This is a genomic window from Streptosporangium sp. NPDC053982 (genome assembly GCF_055585205.1).
Genome location: NZ_JBVJKQ010000004.1, coordinates 150,418 through 167,191 on the forward strand (window position 1 = coordinate 150,418; position 16,774 = coordinate 167,191).

16 protein-coding genes and 1 pseudogene are annotated in these 16,774 nt (G+C 73.5%); 8 read left to right on the forward strand and 9 right to left on the reverse strand.

The annotated features are described in order from the left end of the window. From ACZ6W9_RS08115 to ACZ6W9_RS08140, 6 genes and pseudogenes are all read left to right on the forward strand, one after another. Positions 1-216 (forward strand): annotated as a pseudogene (locus tag ACZ6W9_RS08115) (hypothetical protein); the annotation flags it as partial. Next, on the forward strand, positions 213-1,499 hold the full coding sequence (locus tag ACZ6W9_RS08120) for an MFS transporter (protein WP_470116946.1): 1,287 nt from the start codon (positions 213-215) through the stop codon (positions 1,497-1,499). The pseudogene ACZ6W9_RS08115 and the gene ACZ6W9_RS08120, both read left to right, overlap by 4 nt. 129 nt (positions 1,500-1,628) lie before the next feature. Further along, the gene (locus tag ACZ6W9_RS08125) at positions 1,629-2,342 is read left to right on the forward strand and encodes an SRPBCC domain-containing protein (RefSeq protein WP_389961017.1); all 714 of its coding nucleotides are present in this window, start codon (positions 1,629-1,631) and stop codon (positions 2,340-2,342) included. 102 nt (positions 2,343-2,444) lie between these two features. After that, positions 2,445-4,004 carry an alpha/beta fold hydrolase gene (locus tag ACZ6W9_RS08130; RefSeq protein WP_470116947.1) on the forward strand — a complete coding sequence of 520 codons (1,560 nt, stop codon included), beginning with the start codon at positions 2,445-2,447 and terminating at the stop codon, positions 4,002-4,004. Positions 4,005-4,083: 79 nt separating this feature from the next. Next, positions 4,084-4,470, forward strand: coding sequence for a DUF6176 family protein (locus tag ACZ6W9_RS08135; protein ID WP_470116948.1), 387 nt, complete (start codon positions 4,084-4,086; stop codon positions 4,468-4,470). 211 nt (positions 4,471-4,681) lie between these two features. Next, positions 4,682-5,818: a carboxylate-amine ligase gene (locus tag ACZ6W9_RS08140; RefSeq protein ID WP_470116949.1), complete on the forward strand. Its 1,137-nt coding sequence runs from the start codon at positions 4,682-4,684 to the stop codon at positions 5,816-5,818. Positions 5,819-5,943: 125 nt separating this feature from the next. Here the strand turns inward: ACZ6W9_RS08140 and ACZ6W9_RS08145 are convergent, their stop codons facing one another. Then, the gene (locus tag ACZ6W9_RS08145) at positions 5,944-7,494 is read right to left on the reverse strand and encodes an NAD(P)-binding domain-containing protein (protein ID WP_470116950.1); all 1,551 of its coding nucleotides are present in this window, start codon (positions 7,492-7,494) and stop codon (positions 5,944-5,946) included. After that, complete coding sequence (locus ACZ6W9_RS08150; RefSeq protein ID WP_389961028.1) at positions 7,491-8,060, reverse strand: carboxymuconolactone decarboxylase family protein; 570 nt, start codon at positions 8,058-8,060, stop codon at positions 7,491-7,493. The genes ACZ6W9_RS08145 and ACZ6W9_RS08150 overlap by 4 nt, the downstream gene beginning before the upstream one ends. Before the next feature lie 371 nt (positions 8,061-8,431). Here ACZ6W9_RS08150 and ACZ6W9_RS08155 point away from each other — a divergent pair, with 371 nt between their 5' ends. Continuing rightward, positions 8,432-8,827 carry a nuclear transport factor 2 family protein gene (locus ACZ6W9_RS08155; protein ID WP_389961030.1) on the forward strand — a complete coding sequence of 132 codons (396 nt, stop codon included), beginning with the start codon at positions 8,432-8,434 and terminating at the stop codon, positions 8,825-8,827. A gap of 538 nt (positions 8,828-9,365) precedes the next feature. Here ACZ6W9_RS08155 and ACZ6W9_RS08160 read toward each other — a convergent pair. Beyond that, positions 9,366-10,064, reverse strand: a complete 699-nt coding sequence (locus ACZ6W9_RS08160; RefSeq protein ID WP_389961032.1) for a carboxymuconolactone decarboxylase family protein — start codon at positions 10,062-10,064, stop codon at positions 9,366-9,368. 403 nt (positions 10,065-10,467) lie between these two features. Here ACZ6W9_RS08160 and ACZ6W9_RS08165 point away from each other — a divergent pair, with 403 nt between their 5' ends. Further along, entirely contained in the window at positions 10,468-11,766 is a 1,299-nt protein-coding gene (locus ACZ6W9_RS08165) for an erythromycin esterase family protein (RefSeq protein WP_389961034.1), read from the forward strand. 5 nt (positions 11,767-11,771) lie between these two features. On the opposite strand, the gene ACZ6W9_RS08170 is transcribed toward ACZ6W9_RS08165, so the two are convergent. The 6 genes from ACZ6W9_RS08170 to ACZ6W9_RS08195 all read right to left on the reverse strand — a co-directional run bounded on the left by ACZ6W9_RS08170 (position 11,772) and on the right by ACZ6W9_RS08195 (position 16,695). Beyond that, positions 11,772-12,518 carry a copper homeostasis protein CutC gene (locus ACZ6W9_RS08170; RefSeq protein WP_389961036.1) on the reverse strand — a complete coding sequence of 249 codons (747 nt, stop codon included), beginning with the start codon at positions 12,516-12,518 and terminating at the stop codon, positions 11,772-11,774. Beyond that, positions 12,515-13,495, reverse strand: coding sequence for an asparaginase (locus ACZ6W9_RS08175; RefSeq protein WP_389961134.1), 981 nt, complete (start codon positions 13,493-13,495; stop codon positions 12,515-12,517). The genes ACZ6W9_RS08170 and ACZ6W9_RS08175 overlap by 4 nt, the downstream gene beginning before the upstream one ends. 67 nt (positions 13,496-13,562) lie before the next feature. Continuing rightward, a complete protein-coding gene (locus ACZ6W9_RS08180; RefSeq protein ID WP_470116951.1) occupies positions 13,563-14,387 on the reverse strand; it encodes an amino acid ABC transporter permease in 825 nt (274 codons plus the stop codon). Continuing rightward, positions 14,384-15,028: an amino acid ABC transporter permease gene (locus ACZ6W9_RS08185; protein WP_389961040.1), complete on the reverse strand. Its 645-nt coding sequence runs from the start codon at positions 15,026-15,028 to the stop codon at positions 14,384-14,386. The genes ACZ6W9_RS08180 and ACZ6W9_RS08185 overlap by 4 nt, the downstream gene beginning before the upstream one ends. After that, entirely contained in the window at positions 15,028-15,945 is a 918-nt protein-coding gene (locus ACZ6W9_RS08190) for a glutamate ABC transporter substrate-binding protein (RefSeq protein WP_470116952.1), read from the reverse strand. The genes ACZ6W9_RS08185 and ACZ6W9_RS08190 overlap by 1 nt, the downstream gene beginning before the upstream one ends. A 21-nt stretch (positions 15,946-15,966) precedes the next feature. Then, positions 15,967-16,695 (reverse strand): amino acid ABC transporter ATP-binding protein, encoded by a 729-nt coding sequence (locus ACZ6W9_RS08195; protein WP_362936105.1) that lies wholly within the window; start codon positions 16,693-16,695, stop codon positions 15,967-15,969. Positions 16,696-16,774: the final 79 nt, after the last annotated feature.

Below are 16,774 nucleotides of genomic sequence, written 5' to 3' on the forward strand. Positions count from 1 at the left end.
CCCGCGCCCGCCGCGCCCGCCGCGCCCGCCGCGCCCGCCGCGCCCGCCGCGCCCGCCGCGCCCGCCGCGCCCGCCGCGCCCGCCGCGCCCGCCGCGCCCGCCGCGCCCGCCGCGTCCGACAGGCCGTACGGCGGTCCACACGGTGAGGGGCATGGCGGGCGGCACGACGACTGGTCCGGCGGGCGGTCCGACCGGCAGGAGGAGGAACGGCGATGACGGACACGATCCCCGGAACCGAGGCGCCGCGCACCCGGCGGCCGGGTCCGCTGTCCCTGGCACCGGACTTCCCCATGCTGTGGGGCGCCTCGGCGGTGTCGCTGCTGGGCAACGGCATCTCCTCCGCGGCGCTGCCGCTGCTGGCCGCCACGCTCTCCACCGACCCGGTGGTGGTCGCCTCCGTGACGGTCGTCGGGCGGCTGCCCTGGCTGCTGTTCGCCCTGCCGGCCGGGGCGATGGCCGACAGGTGGGACCGCAAGCGCGCGATGTGGCTGGCGGACCTGGTGCGGGCCGCCCTCACCGGCGTGCTGGCGGCGGCCGTCGCGATGGGCTTCGCGAGCATCGGGCTGCTGATGGTCGTGGGCTTCCTCATCGCGGTCGCCGACACCGTCTTCGACAGCAGCGGCACCGCCGTGCTGCCCAGGGTGGTCTCCGGCGACCCCGACCGCATCCGGCGGGCCAACTCCTGGCTGGTGGGGACCAGGACCACCGTCGAGTCGTTCGCCGGACCCCCGCTCGGCGGGCTGCTGTTCGGCTTCTCCCGGGCGCTGCCGTTCATCGGCGACGCGCTGTCGTTCCTGCTCAGCGCCGTCCTGTTGCGCAGGATGCGCGGCGACTACCACGTCTCCCGCAACGCCTACGGCGAGGCCGGGCTGTGGCGGGCCGTCGCCGAGGGCTGCTCCTGGCTGTGGCGGCAGCCGGTGCTGCGGTCGATCACCGCCGTGGCCGGCCTGTTCAACGTCGCCTGCCTGGCGCAGACCGCCATCTTCGTGCTGTTCGCGCAGCAGGAGCTCGGCCTGGGGGCCTTCGGGTTCAGCCTGCTGCTGGCCGTGGGGTCGTTCGGCAGCCTCTTCGGCGCCGCGCAGGCCGGACGGCTCAACACGTGGTTCGGCACGGCGGTCAGCCTCCGCCTCGCCCTGGTCGCGGCGGGCGCCGCGTGCCTGCTCACCGCGGCCGCGCCGAACGCGTGGACCGCGGGCGCCGCGGAGGTCCTGGCCGGGTTCGCCGCCGCGATCTGGAACGTCAACCAGATGTCGCTGCGGCAGTCCGGCACGCCCGACCACCTCCTCGGCCGGGTCACCGGCGCCCACCGGCTGGTCACCTACGGGGGGATGCCCTTCGGCGCGCTGCTGGGGGGCCTCCTGGCCTCCGCCGCCGGTCTGCGCGCGTCGTTCGTCGTCGCGGGAGCGATCATGCTGGCGCTCGCCGTGTTCGCCGCCGTGACCATCACCCGGTCCCGGGTCGCCGAGCTGGTGGCGGAACCGGCCGGTGGCCGGGGATGAGCCCCGCCGTACCGATCCGGACACGAGCACCCGCATGAGCACCGCCGTACCGGCCCGGACACGAGCACCCGCATGAGCACCGCCGTACCGACCCAGGCAACCGCCGCGCAACCGACAAGGAGCAAGCCAATGGTGGGCAACAGCTTCGAACGCGTCCTGAACCACCCCCGCGAGAAGGTCTGGCGGGCCATCTTCGACCCCGCCGCCGCCGAGCAGTGGCTCGGCGTGGTCGCCAGCGTCATGCCCGAACGGCCGGGCGCCGCCTTCTGCTGGCTCTACGACGCGGGCGCCCGCAGGCCGACCGCCTACACCGGGCGGATCGGCGCCCTGGAGACCGGCCGGCGGCTGGAGCTGACCGTCGGACTGATCGCCTGCGACGCCGAGGTCACCATGGTCTTCGAGCTGTCCGACGCCGACGGCGACGCCGGCCGTACCCGTCTGACGCTCCGGCAGGACGGCTTCCCCGAGGAGGGCAACGGCAGATTCGAACGCGACGGGTTCCTGCACCACTGGGACCACTTCCTGGACCTGCTCGGCGACCACCTCGACGAGGTCCCGCACAACTACCACACCATGCACCGGACCGAGCTGGGGGTCATCCCCGTCGGGGCCGTCGCGGGCGAGGGCATGCTGGTGCAGGACGTGGCGCTCGGCGCGCCCGCCGACCTCGCCGGGGTGCGTCCCGGCGACGTCATCCGCGCAGCCGACGACTTCCTCTTCGACAGCCTCGACGACCTGGACGTGTGGGTCGAGAACCACAGGCCCGGCGACCGGGTGAACCTGGTGATCGGCGAACGCGTCGTCCCCGCCGTGCTGCGGGCCAAGCGGTACGCGCCGGCCTGACCCGCCCGCACTCCGGAGACCCCAGGGCCCCCGGAGACCCCGCAGACCCTGGCGGTTCCGAGGACCCGGACAGGACGGACACGGACACGGACAGGAGGCACGATGCCGGACGTCATCCCGCTGCCGGAGCGGGCGGAGCGGGTCACCGCATCGCTGCCGGACCCGTTCCGGCGGTCCCAGCTCGACGGCGACGGCCCGGCGTTCGCGCTGACCCCGGCCGGGCCGGTGGTGAGCGCCGACGCCTGGTCCGGCCGCCATCTCGCGCTGCTCACCGGCGACCGGTGGACGCCGCTCACCACCGGACCGCGATGGCACCGCCGCCCCCGGTGGGACGGGGAGCGGCTGACGGCGGACGCGTCACGCGACCTGGCCGCCGAACTGTTCGGCGAGGAGACGTTCCCGCTCCCGGTCGCGCTTCCGGTCCCGGGCCCGGTCCCGCTCGCGCTTCCGGTCCCGGTCCCGGTCCCGACCGCGGGCCGGGAGCCGGCGCCGGCCCGCGGACCGGCGGGCCACGCCGGGAGCGTCGTCCACCCGGTCCTCGGCGAGGTGCGGCTGCCACCGCGCGCCGTGGTCGAGGCGGTCGTGCCGGACTCGCCGCGCCGCGACAGGATCGCCGTGCTGCTGCGCCGGGGACCGGCCAGACGCGTGGTGTGCGTGGACGGCGGCGGCGTCTCCCACTGGGACGGCCCGGTGACCTCCGTCGGGCCGTGGCTGTCGCCGGAGGAGGTCGTCGTGGTCGCCGAGACGTGGCCGGGCCGGGCCGCCTACGCCTGGCACACCCGCACCGGGGCACGACGCCGCCTGACCGGGCCCGGCGCGGCCGTGGTGGACGACGTGCTGGCCGGTGACGGGCTCGCCGGCCTGAGCTGGACGTCACCCGGACAGCCCCGGCGGCTGTGGGCGGGGGAGATCGCCGAGCTCGCCGCGGGAGGTCTGCGGCTGCGGCCCGACCCGCCCCGCGGCCACGCGCCCCCGCCCGCCCGCCACACCGTCCTGGAGGGACCGAGCTGCCCGCTGCCGTGCCTGCTGCGCGACCCGCCCGGTACGGCGCGCGGCACGGTGCTGCTGCTGCACGGCGGCCCGAACGGGGTGAACCTGGCGACCTGGTCGCCCTTCGCCGAGTCGCTGGCACTGGCCGGCTGGCGGGTCGTCCAGCCGAACGTGCGGGGGAGCAACGTGCTCGACCCGGCGCTGCGCCCGCCGCCGCCCGGCCGCTACGGCGTGGACGACGCCGACGACGTTCTCGCCGTACTGCGGCAGGTCGCGACCGGGCCCGTCGTGGCAGGCGGGATGAGCTACGGGGGCTATCTCGCGGCGCGGGTCGCGCGCCTGTCCCCCCGGGTGCGCGGGGTCTTCCTGCTCGGTGGGTTCCTGCGGTTCGCCGATCTCGCCGACTCCGGCCACGAGGGGGTGCGGGCCTTCCTGAGCTCGGCCGGTGACCGCCTCGCGCCGGATGCGGCGCCCGCCGCCGTACCGCACTTCGTCGCGCACGGGGAGGAGGACCCGCGCATCCCCGCCGGCGCGGTCCGCGCCCATCTGGACGGGGCGCCGGCCGGGTCGGAATGGGTCGGCATCGAGAACGAGGGGCACGGGATGCTCACCGACCACGCCGCCAGGAAGGTCTTCCCACGGTTCTTCGCCTGGCTGGACCGGCTCGGCTGAGCGCGGCGCCCACCGGCGGCAGGGGACGGGGGACGGAGATGACCGGGTACGACGGAAGAGGTGATGGACGATGCTGCGGGTGAGCGTCAGTAAGGTACGGCCGGAGCAGGTGGACCGGCTGCGCGCGTGGTTCGCCGAGCTGTCCGGCCCCCGCCGGGGAGAGCTTCTCGCGACCTTCGTCGACGAGGGCGTGCGGCACGAGACCGTCCTGCTGGTTCCCACCTCCGACGGGCCGCTCATGGTCTACGTCATGGAGGAGGAGGACCCGGAGCGGTCGATCGCCGCCTTCCGGGCCTCGGCCCACCCCGTCGACGCCGACCATCGGGCGGTGCTGTCGGCGGCGTTCATGGGGGTGGCCGGACACGAGGTGCTCCTCGACGTGCCCGCGGAGCCGTCCGACGGCCGATCCGCCGCCGCGCCCGGCTCCCGGCCGCCGGCGGACGACGCGGTCACCGGAACCTCCTGATACCTCCCGGAGACCCCGGCGCCCGGCGGGGCCGAGGGCATCGTCCGATTCCCGGCTCCGGCCACCGCGTTCTCTGAAAACCCCCTGAAACCCCGGGGGAACCCCAGAACCCGCCGGGGCCGGGGACGTGCCGCCCGATTGCGCCTCCGCGCCGGGAGCCGGGCCGATACCGTGGCACCGCCGCCCGCACACCCCGGCCTGGAAACGAGAGATGACGGCGACCGTGCAGACCCCGCCCCCCGTGCCCTTCGACCCGATTCGTCCACTGATGGGAGTGGAGGAGGAGTACTTCGTCGTCGATCCGGCGACGCGGGCCGTGACGCCCCGGGCCGCTGAGGTGGCCGGGCGCGCCGCCCCCGTACTGGGGGAGCGCGTGAGCACCGAGATCATCCGGTTCCAGGTGGAGGCCAAGACGCCGCCCTGCGCCGGCTCCGCGGACCTGGCGGAGCACCTGCGCGGGATGCGGGCGGCCATGGCCTCGGCGGCTGCCGGGGAGGGGCTGGCGGTGATCGCCTCGGGCACCCCCGTGCTGGGCGACGTCGTCCCGCCGCCGATCGTCGACGACCCGCGCTACGACCTCGGCATCGCCGCCTACCGGACGCTCCACGACGAGCAGAGCATCTGCGCCGGGCACGTCCACGTCCACCTGCCCGACCGGGCGCGGGCGGTGCTGGCGGGCAACCACCTGCGGCCGTGGCTGCCGGTGCTGATCGCGATGACGGCCAACTCCCCGCTGTGGGCCGGCCGCGACACCGGCTACGCCGCCTGGCGGGTGCTGTGCTGGAACAAGTGGCCGGTCGCCGGGCCGCCGCCGTACTTCGCCGAGCCGGAGGAGTTCGACCGGCTCGTCGCCACCCTGACGGAGGCCGGGGTGCTGGTGGACCCGGGCACGGTCTTCTGGGACGTCCGGCCCTCGGCGCGGCTGCCCACGCTGGAGGTGCGGGTGGCCGACGTGCCCGCCAGCGCGGGGGAGTCGGCGCTGCTCGCCGCCGTGGTCCGGGGCCTGGTGGTGACCGCGCTGGAGCGGATCGGCGACGGGGAGCCCGGGCCGCGCCCGCCGGAGGCGCTGCTGCGGGCCGCCTACTGGCAGGCGGCCCGCGACGGCCTGGACGGCCACGGCATCGACCCGCTCACCGGCGAGAAGCACCCCGCCGCCGACCGGCTCGCGGCGCTGCTGCGCCACATCCGGCCCGCGCTGGAGCTGACCGGCGACCTGGACATGGTGACCGAGCGGCTGGCCCGGCTGACCCGGGAGGGCACCGGGGCGGCCCGCCAGCGGGCCGTCCACGCCCGGCGCGGCCTGCCGTCCGACGTGGTGGACCACCTCGTCGGCGACTTCACCGCCTGACCGGCCGTACGGCGGGTCAGGGGGCGCCGTACGGCCGGTCCGGGCGTGCCGGAGAGGTGGGTCAGGGGCGTCCGGGAGCCCGGAGAGGGGCGCCCCGCAGCCCGGAGCCGGCCCCGGAGCGGCCGTTATCCGGGCAGCTGCTCGGTGAGGAAGGCGCGCAGCGGGGCCACGTGCCGTACCGGGTCGCGCCAGGTGGCCTGAAGGTCCTCCAGCAGGTGCCGCTCGGCGACCTGCTCGCCGTCCCGCCAGACCCGCACGACCGGGTGCAGGAACGCGCTCTCGTGCGCCCGCTCCGGCGTCGGGTGCCGCCGGATGGCGAAGACGTCGGGATGTTCCTGCCGCCCCCACCGCAGGGTGACCGTGAGGCACAGCCCCTCGCCGCCGAACCTGCCGACCGCGTAGTCCTCGGGCAGGTCGGTGTGACGCCGGACCCGCCCGGTCCGCTCGTCGAGCACGTAGACGTCGCAGAGGTACTCGAACTGGGTCCACAGCGCGGAGCTGTGGTTGACCCGGTCCAGGATGTCCCCGGTCAGCGTCTCGGCGTCGGCGGGAAGCACGCACTCCTCCAGCGGCGTCCCCTCGTAGCGCTCGGCCAGCAGGGCGGCCAGCGTCCGCAGGTTGTAGCGGAAGCCGTCGATGAACGCCGAGGAGGCGCGCTTGAAGTCGCGGGCCTGCATCAGGGTGCCGGCGAAGTACAGGCCGTCGACGTCGGCCGACTGGAAGTCGGGGCGGATCGCCGGCATGCGGCCGTTCGGGGTGAGCGCGGGACGGCAGGAGTCGTCGAAGACCGAGGTGTCCATGGTGAAGCCGGTGCAGCGCAGCACCCGGTCGTACTCCAGCGTCGCCCGCTCGCCCTCGGCGAGGGTATAGGTGATCTCCACCTCGAACCGGTCGCCCGCGCGCCGGATCCGGTCGACCTCGCACTCCAGCACGCCGTGCAGGGTCTTGAACCAGTAGCTGTCGAGCAGCGCGCCGTACTGGCCGCGCACGTGGCCCGGATGCTTGCTCGTCCAGGCCAGCCGTACCGGGCTGGGGCTGGCCAGGTGGATGACCGCGGCGTGGCCGAGCATCGACTGGGCGGTCTCGAACGCCGAGTTGCCCTTGCCGATGATCAGCACCCGCTGGTCGGTGAAGTCCTCACCGCGGACCGGCATCTCCTCGTAGCCCGTGGCCAGCTCGATGCCCGGGATGTCCGGCACGTACGGCCCGCCCCAGCCGGTCGCCATGATCAGGCATTCGGCCCGGAACACCTCGTCCCCGGCGTGCACGGCGAAGCGCCCGTCCTCCTCCCGGGCGATCCGGTCGACGGAGACGCCGAAGGCGACGTTGAGCTTGTGCTCGCGCTGGAAGTCGCCGAGGTAGCGCACCAGGTCGCCCGCGCCGGGGAAGTAGTCGCGCGAGTAGCGGGGGAACAGCAGGTCGGGGGAGTCGTTGAGCAGGGAGTTCCAGTCCCAGCGCAGGGAGATCTCCGGGTCGTCCTGGCCGGTGTGGACCTTGTTCAGCGAGATCAGTCTGCGGTGGCGCGGGTAGCGGCGGAAGAAGCCGCCCGGCGCGTCCTCGCGCTCCAGCGTGAGGTAGTCGGCGCCGGACCGCTCCAGGAAGTAGCTGAGCTGCAGGCCCCCGGGCCCGGCGCCGATGATCAGGTAACGGTGGACGTGCCCGTCGGGCGCCGTCACGGCCGCGTGCCCGAGTGCTCGGCGGCGGGGGTGGTGCTGCCGTAGCCGTGGGCGACGATCTGCTCGGCCGTCGCCGCGTACACCGCGGGGTCGTCGGGGGCGTGGGTGGCCAGGCCGTCGACGTAGCGGTTGAACATGCAGAACGCCGCGGCGATCAGCACCGTGTCGTGGATCTCCAGGTCCGTCGCGTCCTCGGCGCGGGCGGCGGCGACGTGCTCGGCGGAGACCTCCTTGCCGCCGCGCTGCACGGCCGCGGCGATGTCCAGCAGCGCCCGCAGCTTCGGTGAGACCGGCGCGGTGGCCGGGTTCTCGCAGGTCTGCTCCACCAGCTCCATGCCCTCGGGGAGCTGGGCGGCGGCGAACGCCGCGTGTGAGGAGTGGCAGAAGCGGCAGCGGTTGAGCGACGACACGTACGCCGCGATCAGCTCGCGTTCCCCACGCGACAGGGTGCTGTCCCCGCGCAGCAGGACCTCGGCGAGCCCGTTCAGCGGCGCCGCGGTCTCCGGGCGGAACCGGAACAGGCCCCTGATTCCCGGGTCGTCGGTGGGGAGGGCGATGTGGGGCATGGACACTCCTCGTGCCGGCGCAGCCGGGGATCGTGGGGGAGGGCGCATCATGGTCGGGGTGCGTCTCGCGTGCCGCCGGTGGAGGGCTCCGTCCGGCGGACGCCCTCATGATCTGCACGTGCCCGCCGCGCTGTCAACGGCCGGACCCGTCTCATCCGTCTTTCTCCGGGTCTTTTCCGCGGTTCCCCGGACGGATTTACGGGCGTCTAAAAATTGATTCAGGGGTTGACCTTTTCCGAGTGCGGCACCGGTGTCCTGCGGTGCTTCTGATGACTCTTGCCCCTTTTGCCCGGGTGACGTACCGTCACCGACGCCCCCCTTTTTCATCCTCGTCACCTCGGGGAATTCGACCCTGCCGAAAGAGGAGCGCCATGTCCGAACACCCCAACGCCGGAGTCGTGCGCAGCGCCTACGACGCCCTCGCCAAGAACGACATCGACCACGTCCGTGACAACCTCCTCGCCGACGACGTGGTCTTCCACGTTCCCGGCCGGGGCGAGCTGGCCGGCGACCACCGCGGCAAGGAAGAGGTGATCCGCTACCTCCAGCGGCTCGGCGAGACCACCAGGGGGGCGCTGCGGTTCGAGCCGGAGGCGTTCCTGGCCGACGACGAGCGGGTGGCCGCGGTCCTGCGCGTCGTCGGCGAGCGCGGCGGCAAGGTCCTGGACGAGCGCGGCGTGCACGTCTTCCGCGTCGCGGACGGCAGGATCACCGAACGCTGGAGCTTCCCGCAGGACTCCTACGCGGTCGACGAGTTCCTCGCCTGAGACCCCGGCCCGGGGTTCTCCCGGGTCCCACCGCCTTCTTCCGCCGCCTCCGCGGCGCGTGGGACGTGTGTCGGACGCCCCACGCGCCGCGCGATCTCCTTTCCGCTCCTTCCCGGCGCCTCGCGGGCGGGCGGCGGGGTGACGGGGAAGGCGTCATGCCCCGGAACCGCCCGATCCGTGCGAACCTCTCCGTTTCCCGGAGCTCCAGCGGCCCCGTTCCTTTCCTTCCGGTCTCCTTCGCCTCTCCTTCTCCGGCCGTCTCCTTTCTCCGGCCCTTTCCTCGGCCGTCATCTCTTTCCTTCCTGACCGTTCTCTCGCCTTCCCGGTCTTTCTCCTCTCCTGCCGGAACGCTTCCTTCTCTTCTCCCGTCCTCTCTCGTTCCTCTCCGTCTCCTTCGGTCGACGCTGCCTTTCCCGGCGCGTTCTCCTTCCCGTCGTTTTCCCGCCGGCCCGGGCGGCCCGGCCGTACGGCCCGCGGGGCCCGGCCGTACGGCTCGCGGGGCCCGGCCGTACGGCTCGCGGGGCCCGGTCGTGGCCGGTCAGGCCTGTGCCTGGCGCAGCGACTCGGCCAGGACGTTCACGTAACCCCCCTTCATCCGGGCCCGCGCCGCGTAGGCGGCCGGGTCGTCGGGGGCGTGGGTCCCGAGCCCGTCGACGTAGCGGTTGAACATGCAGAACGCCGCGGCGATCAGCACCGTGTCGTGGATCTCCAGGTCCGTCGCGCCCTCGGCGCGGGCGGCCGTCACGTGCTCCTCGGTGACGTGCCTGCCGCCCTCCTGCACCGCGCCGGCGAGGCGCAGCAGCGCCCTGAGCTTGGCCGACACGGGCGCGGACTCCGGGTCGGCGCAGACCGCCTGCACCAACGGCATCCCCTCGGGCAGCCGGACGGCCGCGAGGGCGGCGTGCGTGTAGCAGCAGAACCGGCACTCATTGCGGGCCGACACGTACGTCGCGATCAGCTCCCTCTCCCCCTGGGTGAGGGTGCTCTCCCCGCGCAGCAGCACGTCCACCAGCGCGTTCAGCGGCAGGGCCGTCTCCGGGCGGTACCGGAACAGTCCCCGCACCCCCGGCTCGTCGGAGTTGAGCGCTATGTAGGCGCTGGATCTTTTCTTCGCCGGCCGGGTGAACCGGATCAGCCGTAACAGGTCACCGCCGGTTCTGCCGCCGTTCCCGGCGGATGCCGCCGATTTCTTCGCGGGAATTTCCACCCGTTTCGCGGAAGTGGTCTGGACTGTCATCTCCCCATCCCTGTCTCCGGTTTTTCCGGTGTGTTCTCGCACTTGCAACTCTGCGCTTCCCGATGGCCCCGATCCAGGGCTCCGCAGGGCAGCAAGCTGCTCGTTCGCCTCCGTTTCCTGTCACGGGGCGGCGCTTGACAGCGCGTACGGCCCCCGCCCGCGGCCGGATGATCTCCCGCCTGCCGTTCTCCCTGGAATCCACCAAATCTCTAGAAAATGGGTTGAAATGGTCGAAAGGGGAACGGTTGACAGAGAAGGCGCCCTCCGATCTCCGCGGCCCCGGGCGCATGAGGGGACCGCGGCGGGTGCCGCCCGCGCCGCCCGCCGCGCCGGGCGCGGAGGGGGAGGGAGAGGTCCGGATCGCCCGGAGACCGGGCGGTCCCCGGGGGAACGGATCTGGAAAATGGACGAGACGACCGAGGCTCGGGAGATGGCCCTTCCGCTGGAGGAAGCGGCCGACCTCGACCCCCTCCTCGACCGCGTCGGCGACGCCCGGTGCGTGCTGATCGGCGAGGCCACCCACGGAACGCACGAGTTCTACGCCTGGCGGGCCGCGCTGACCCGCCGCCTGATCGAGGAGCGCGGCTTCTCCTTCGTGGCGGTGGAGGGCGACTGGCCGGACTGCTGGGACGTCCACCGCTCGGTCACCCTCGCCCGGGGCGCGCCGGAGGACCCGCAGGCGGTCCTGGACGCCTACCGCCGCTGGCCCACCTGGATGTGGGCCAATGCCGAGACCGGGCGCTTCTGCCGGTGGCTGCGGGCCCGCAACGAGGCCCTGCCCGCCGGGGAGCGGGCGGGCTTCTACGGCCTGGACGTCTACAGCATGTGGGAGTCCCTGCGGGCCGTCCTGCTCTACCTGCACGAGCACCACCCCGAGTACACGCGCGACGCCGTGGAGGCCTACCGCTGCTTCGAGCCGTACAACGAGGACCCCCAGGCGTACGCCCGCGGCACGCGGCTGGTGCCCGGCGGGTGCGAGGACGAGGTGGTCGCCCTGCTGAGCGAGGCCCGGCGGGCCGTCCGCATCGACGCCGCCGACCCCGCCGAGGCCCTGAACGCCCGGCAGAACGCCGAGGTGGTGGCCTCGGCCGAGGAGTACTACCGGTCGATGATCAATGGCGGCGCGGAGTCGTGGAACATCCGCGACACCCACATGGCCGACACCCTCGACCGGCTGCTGGACGTCCACGGCGACGGCGCCAGGGCGGTCGTGTGGGCCCACAACACCCACATCGGCGACGCGCGGGCCACCGACATGGCGCGCGGCGGGATCGTCAACCTCGGTCAGCTCGCCCGGGAACGGCACGGCCGGGAGAACGTCGTGCTGGTCGGCTTCGCCACCGCCTACGGTGAGGTGGTCGCGGCCCCCTCCTGGGGGGCGTCCATGGAGGTCATGACGCTGCCCCCGCCGCCCCGCGACAGCCTGGAGGGGCTGCTCTGCGACACGGCGACCGACCTCGACCACCGCGCCCTGTTCGTCTTCTCCGACCAGCCGGACGCGCACTGGCTGACCACCTGGCACGGCCACCGCGCCGTCGGGGTGGTGTACGACCCGATCCGGGAGCGGCGCAACTACGTGCCCAGCATGATGGGCGACCGCTACGACGCGCTGCTGTGGATCGCCAGGACCTCCGCCCTGCAGGCGCTGCACATGGAGAGGGAGAGCCGGGGCGAGCTGGAGACCATGCCCACGGGCGTCTGACCGTGTCAGGCGCCGGCCGCGGCGATCACCTCGGAGACCAGGCCCGGCGAGGTGACCTGGCGGGCGTACTCGGGACGGCGCAGCTCGCCGCCCATGAACGGGTGGGGGTTGCGGTGCGTCGCAGGGCTGGGCGCGTCCACCAGCGCCGCGAAGTGGATCTCCCGCGCCCCCGTCGCCTCGATGACGCGGCCGACGTTGCGCGGGGTGATGCCGCCGCCCGGCATCACGACCAGGCGGTCACCGGCCCGCTCGACCAGCGAGGCGATCAGTGGCGCGCCCTCCAGCGCCGTGACGTCCTGGCCGGAGGTGAGCACCCGGTCCACGCCCAGGCCGGCCAGCGTCTCCAGGGCGGCGAAGGGGTCGGCCGTCATGTCGAAGGCCCGGTGGAAGGTGACCGACAGGTCCCCGGCCGCGTCGATGAGCCGCCTGGCGACCTCGGTGTCCACCTCGCCGGACGGGGTCAGCGCGCCGATGACCACGCCCTGCGCGCCCGCGTCCCGGACGGCGGCCACGTCGCGCTCCATGGCGGCGATCTCGTGCCCGTCGTAGATGAAGTCGCCGCCCCGGGGACGGATGATCACATGGACGCGGATCGAGGAGACCGCGGCCAGGGTCGTCTCGACGGCGCCGAGGGTCGGGGTCAGGCCGCCGTCGAACAGGGCCGAGCACAGCTCCACCCGGTCCGCCCCGGCCTGCTCGGCCGCCAGCGCGCCCGCCGTACTGTCGATGCAGATTTCATACTTAAGACTCATTTTTCCCCCAAAGTGCGGATCTCGCCGACGGGGACGCCGCCGCCGAGCACCGGAACGTTCTCGAACCCGGCCGCCGGAGCCACGTCGGCGCCCGCGGCCCGCAGCGCGGCCAGCGCGATCGCCGTGGTGGCCCGCGGGCTGCCGTCGATGACCTTGACCGCCGCCGCGTGCCCGTCGCCGAGCGCGGCCACCAGCACCCCCTCGGCCCCGCCCTTGACCATCGCGCCCGGCAGCGCCCGCATCAGCGTCGTGTTGACGTGGCCTGTGCCGCCGACGTACTCGGGGTGCTCGCGCATCGCGTCGGCGACCGCGCGCGGGGCCGTGCCCTCCGGAGCGGTCACCATGGCCCGCGCGGCGCGGGCCAGCCCGGTCAGCGACAGCCCGAACAGCGGGGCGCCGCACCCGTCCACGGCGACGTGGGCGGTCTCCTCGCCCGACAGCTCCTCGGCCGCCTCGCGGACCCGCCGCTGCAGCGGATGGCCCGCGTCGAGGTAGGAGGCGGTGTCCCAGCCGGAGGCCACCGCCGCCATGAGCATCGCGGCGTGCTTGCCCGAGCAGTTCATCCGCTCGCGGGAGGGCCCCTGCCCGGCCTTGATCATCGCGTGCCGGGCGGCCTCGTCCTCCGGCCAGTCGGCAGGGCAGCCCAGGGCGTCGAACCCGAGCCCGGCCCCGCCGAGCATCTCGGCGACCAACCGCACGTGCGCGTCCTGTCCGGTGTGGCTGCCGGCGGCGATGGCCAGGCTCGGACCGGCGAGCGCGGCGCCCGACAGCAGGCAGCCCAGCGCCTGGAACGGCTTGGCCGACGAGCGCGGCAGCACCGGCGCGTCCGGCCGGCCCAGGGAGACGGCGATCTCGCCGCCGGGCCCCAGGGCCACCGCGCTGCCGTAGTGGACGCTCTCCACGAACCCCGAGCGCACCACCTCGGCGAGCGCGGCGAAACCGGACCGCCCGACCGGGAGCGGGTCCCCGGCGGACACGGCGGGGGCGGCGGCGCGTGGGTCCCCGGCGGGCGCGGACCCGGTCCGGGACGGGTCTGCGGCGACTTCACACACGGGCGAATCTCCTTCGGGGCGGGCGGACGCCCGGCCGGCGGGCCTCCAGGACGCGGGCGAGTTTGGACAGCGACGCGTTGACCACGAGATAGATCAGCGCGACGACGATGTAGGTCTGGATCAGCAGGCCGTTGTAGGTCGCCAGGACCTTGCCGCTGTAGAGCAGCTCGGCGTAGCTGACGACGAAGCCGAGCGAGGTGTCCTTCAGCAGGCCGACCGACTGGCTGACGATCGACGGCAGCACGCGCCGGGCCGCCTGCGGCAGCACGATCATCCGCATGGTCTGGCCCGGGGTCAGCCCGACCGCCAGGCCCGCCTCACCCTGACCACGCTCGACCGACAGGATCCCGGCCCGGAAGATCTCGGCGAACGCCGCCGCGTTCGACACCGCCAGCGGCACCGTGAGCTTCCAGAACAGCGGCAGGTCCAGCCCGTAGCGGGGCAGCGCGAACAGCACGACGTAGACCAGCAGCAGCGCCGGGATCGTCCGTACCGCCTCCACGTACGCGGCGGCGGGCAGGCGGACCCAGCGGCGCCGCGACAGCCGGCCCAGCGCCAGCGCCAGCCCGGCGGCCATCGCCAGCGCCGCCGAGACGACCGCCGCCAGAGCCGTGGACCACAGTCCCGTCAGCAGGTAGCGCCACACCGGCCAGGTCGCGTACGGCTGCCAGCGCGCCGCGTCGAGTTGCCCGTTGGCCGCGAACTGCCGTACGGCCAGCGCCAGCAGGGCGAGCACCGCGACGGCCCCCGCCACGGTCGCGATCCGGATCCGGCGGCGCGCGCGGGGACCGGGCTCGTCGAACAGCAGGTTGCTCATCGGACCATCCCCAGCCGCCGTTCGAGCCGTCCGGTGACGAACCCGGCGCAGGCGGCGATCAGCGCGTAGGCCAGGCCCGCCCCGACGAAGATCGGGATGGGCTGGGCCTCCGCGAGGTTCACCCGGTTGGCGGCGGCGGTCAGGTCCACCACGCCGACCGCCGCGGCGAGCGAGGTGTTCATCGTCAGCGCGATGAAGACGTTGCCGATCGGCTGGATCACGGTGCGCAGCGCCTGCGGCAGCACCACGTGGCGCAGCGACTGGCCGAAGGTCAGCCCCAGCGCGCGGGCCGCCTCGCCCTGCCCGCCGGCGACCGCGTTGACCCCCGAGCGCAGCGCCTCGGCGATGTAGGCGGCCTCGTACAGGGCGATCACCACGACGGCGGTCGTCAGCAGGCCGGCCTTGATCCCGATCTCCGGGAGCCCGAAGACGGCGAGCACCAGCAGGACCAACAGGGGCAGGTTCTGGAAGGTCTCCACGTACGCCGTGCCGATCGCGCGCAGCACCCCGACCGGGCTGACCCGCATCGCGGTGATCACGAGCCCGACCACCGCGGCGCCGGCGAACGACGCCGCGGTGAGCTGGAGGGTGACCAGCAGTCCCGCCCAGAACTCGGGCAGGTGGTCGAGGACGGCCGACATCAGGAGCCCGGCACCGAGCCGATCTGCGGGGGAGCCGGAGCCTCGCCCTGCACGACCGTGCCGAGGGAGTTCTTCCAGATCCGCTGCCACAGCCCGGAACCCTGGGTCTTGGTCAGCCAGTCGTTGACGAACTTCTTGAACCGGTCGTCGCCGTGCTTGAGGCCGATGCCGTACGGGTCGCTGGTGAACGGCTTGCCGACGACCTGGATGGACGGGTCCTTCTGCGCGTCGGCCACCAGCAGCGTCTCGTCCTGGACGTAGGCGACGCCGCGGTCCTGCTTGAGCGCCTGCACGCACTCGGGGTCGCTGCCGAACGTGACGATCTTCGCCTGCGGCGCGGCCTTCTTGATCGCGGGGATGGCGGGGGTGTTGGCGCCGGCGATGACGGTCTTGCCGTTGAGGTCCTCCGGCTTGGCGATGCCGGCCGTACCCTTCTTCACCGCGATGCTCAGACCCGAGGAGTAGTACGGCCCGGCGAAGGCGACCTGCTCGGCCCGCTCCGGCGTGATCGTGTAGGTCTGGAAGACCACGTCGACGGTGCCGTTGGCCAGCAGCGCCTCCCGGGTCTCCGACGCCGAGTTGACGATCTTCACCTTGGGCTCGCCGATGATGTACTTGGCCAGCGCCTTGCCCATGTCGGCGTCGAAGCCCTCGACCTCGCCGCTCACCGGGTTCTGCTGGGACAGCAGCGGCGCGTCCAGCGACCCGCCGACGATCAGCTCACCCCGCTTCTTGATCTTCTCCATCGTGGAGCCGGGGAGGATGTCGGCCGCCGCCGCGACCGGCGCGTCGGCGAGCAGGCCGGGAGCCTTGGGCTCGCCCGGCACCGCCGGGGCGGCCGGGTCGGTGCCCGAACAGGCCGAAAGACCGATCATCGACACGGCGGCGACAGCGGCCACCCGCTTGAGGGAGACCATCGGGCCCACCATCCTTTGCGATCAGTGCGTGAGTACCTTGGCCAGGAAGTCCCTGGCCCGGTCCGTCTTGGGGGCTTCGAAGAAGGCGTTCGGCTCACCGGTCTCGACGATCCGGCCGCCGTCCATGAACACCACCCGGTCGGCCGCCCGGCGGGCGAAGCCCATCTCGTGGGTGACGACGACCATGGTCATGCCGTCGGCGGCGAGGCCGACCATCACGTCCAAAACCTCGCCGACCATCTCCGGGTCGAGCGCCGAGGTGGGCTCGTCGAAGAGCATCACCTTGGGGCGCATGGCCAGCGCCCGCGCGATCGCCGCGCGCTGCTGCTGGCCGCCCGACAGCTGCGCGGGCAGCTTGCCGGCCTGCTCGGCGATGCCGACGCGCGCCAGCAGCTCCCGGCCGGTCCGCTCGGCCTCGGCGCGGGCGGCGCCGCGCACCTTCATCGGCGCGAGCATCACGTTCTCCAGCACGGTCTTGTGCTGGAAGAGGTTGAAGGACTGGAAGACCATGCCCACGTCGGCCCGGAGCCTGGCCAGCTCGCGGCCCTCGACCGGGGCGGGGACGCCCTCGATGAGGATCTCGCCCGAGCCCGCGCTCTCCAGCCGGTTGAGGCAGCGGCACAGCGTGGACTTGCCGGACCCCGAGGGTCCGATCACCACGACGACCTCGCCCCGAGCCACCTCAAGGTCGACGTCGTGCAGCACATGGTGGTCGCCGAACCATTTGTTCAGCCCTTTGACCTGGATCATCGCCAACTTCCTTCGAAATCGAAGACAAGGCGGAACGTAATGGATGATTCTGGTGGAAGTCAACACGTTGCCGTAGTAA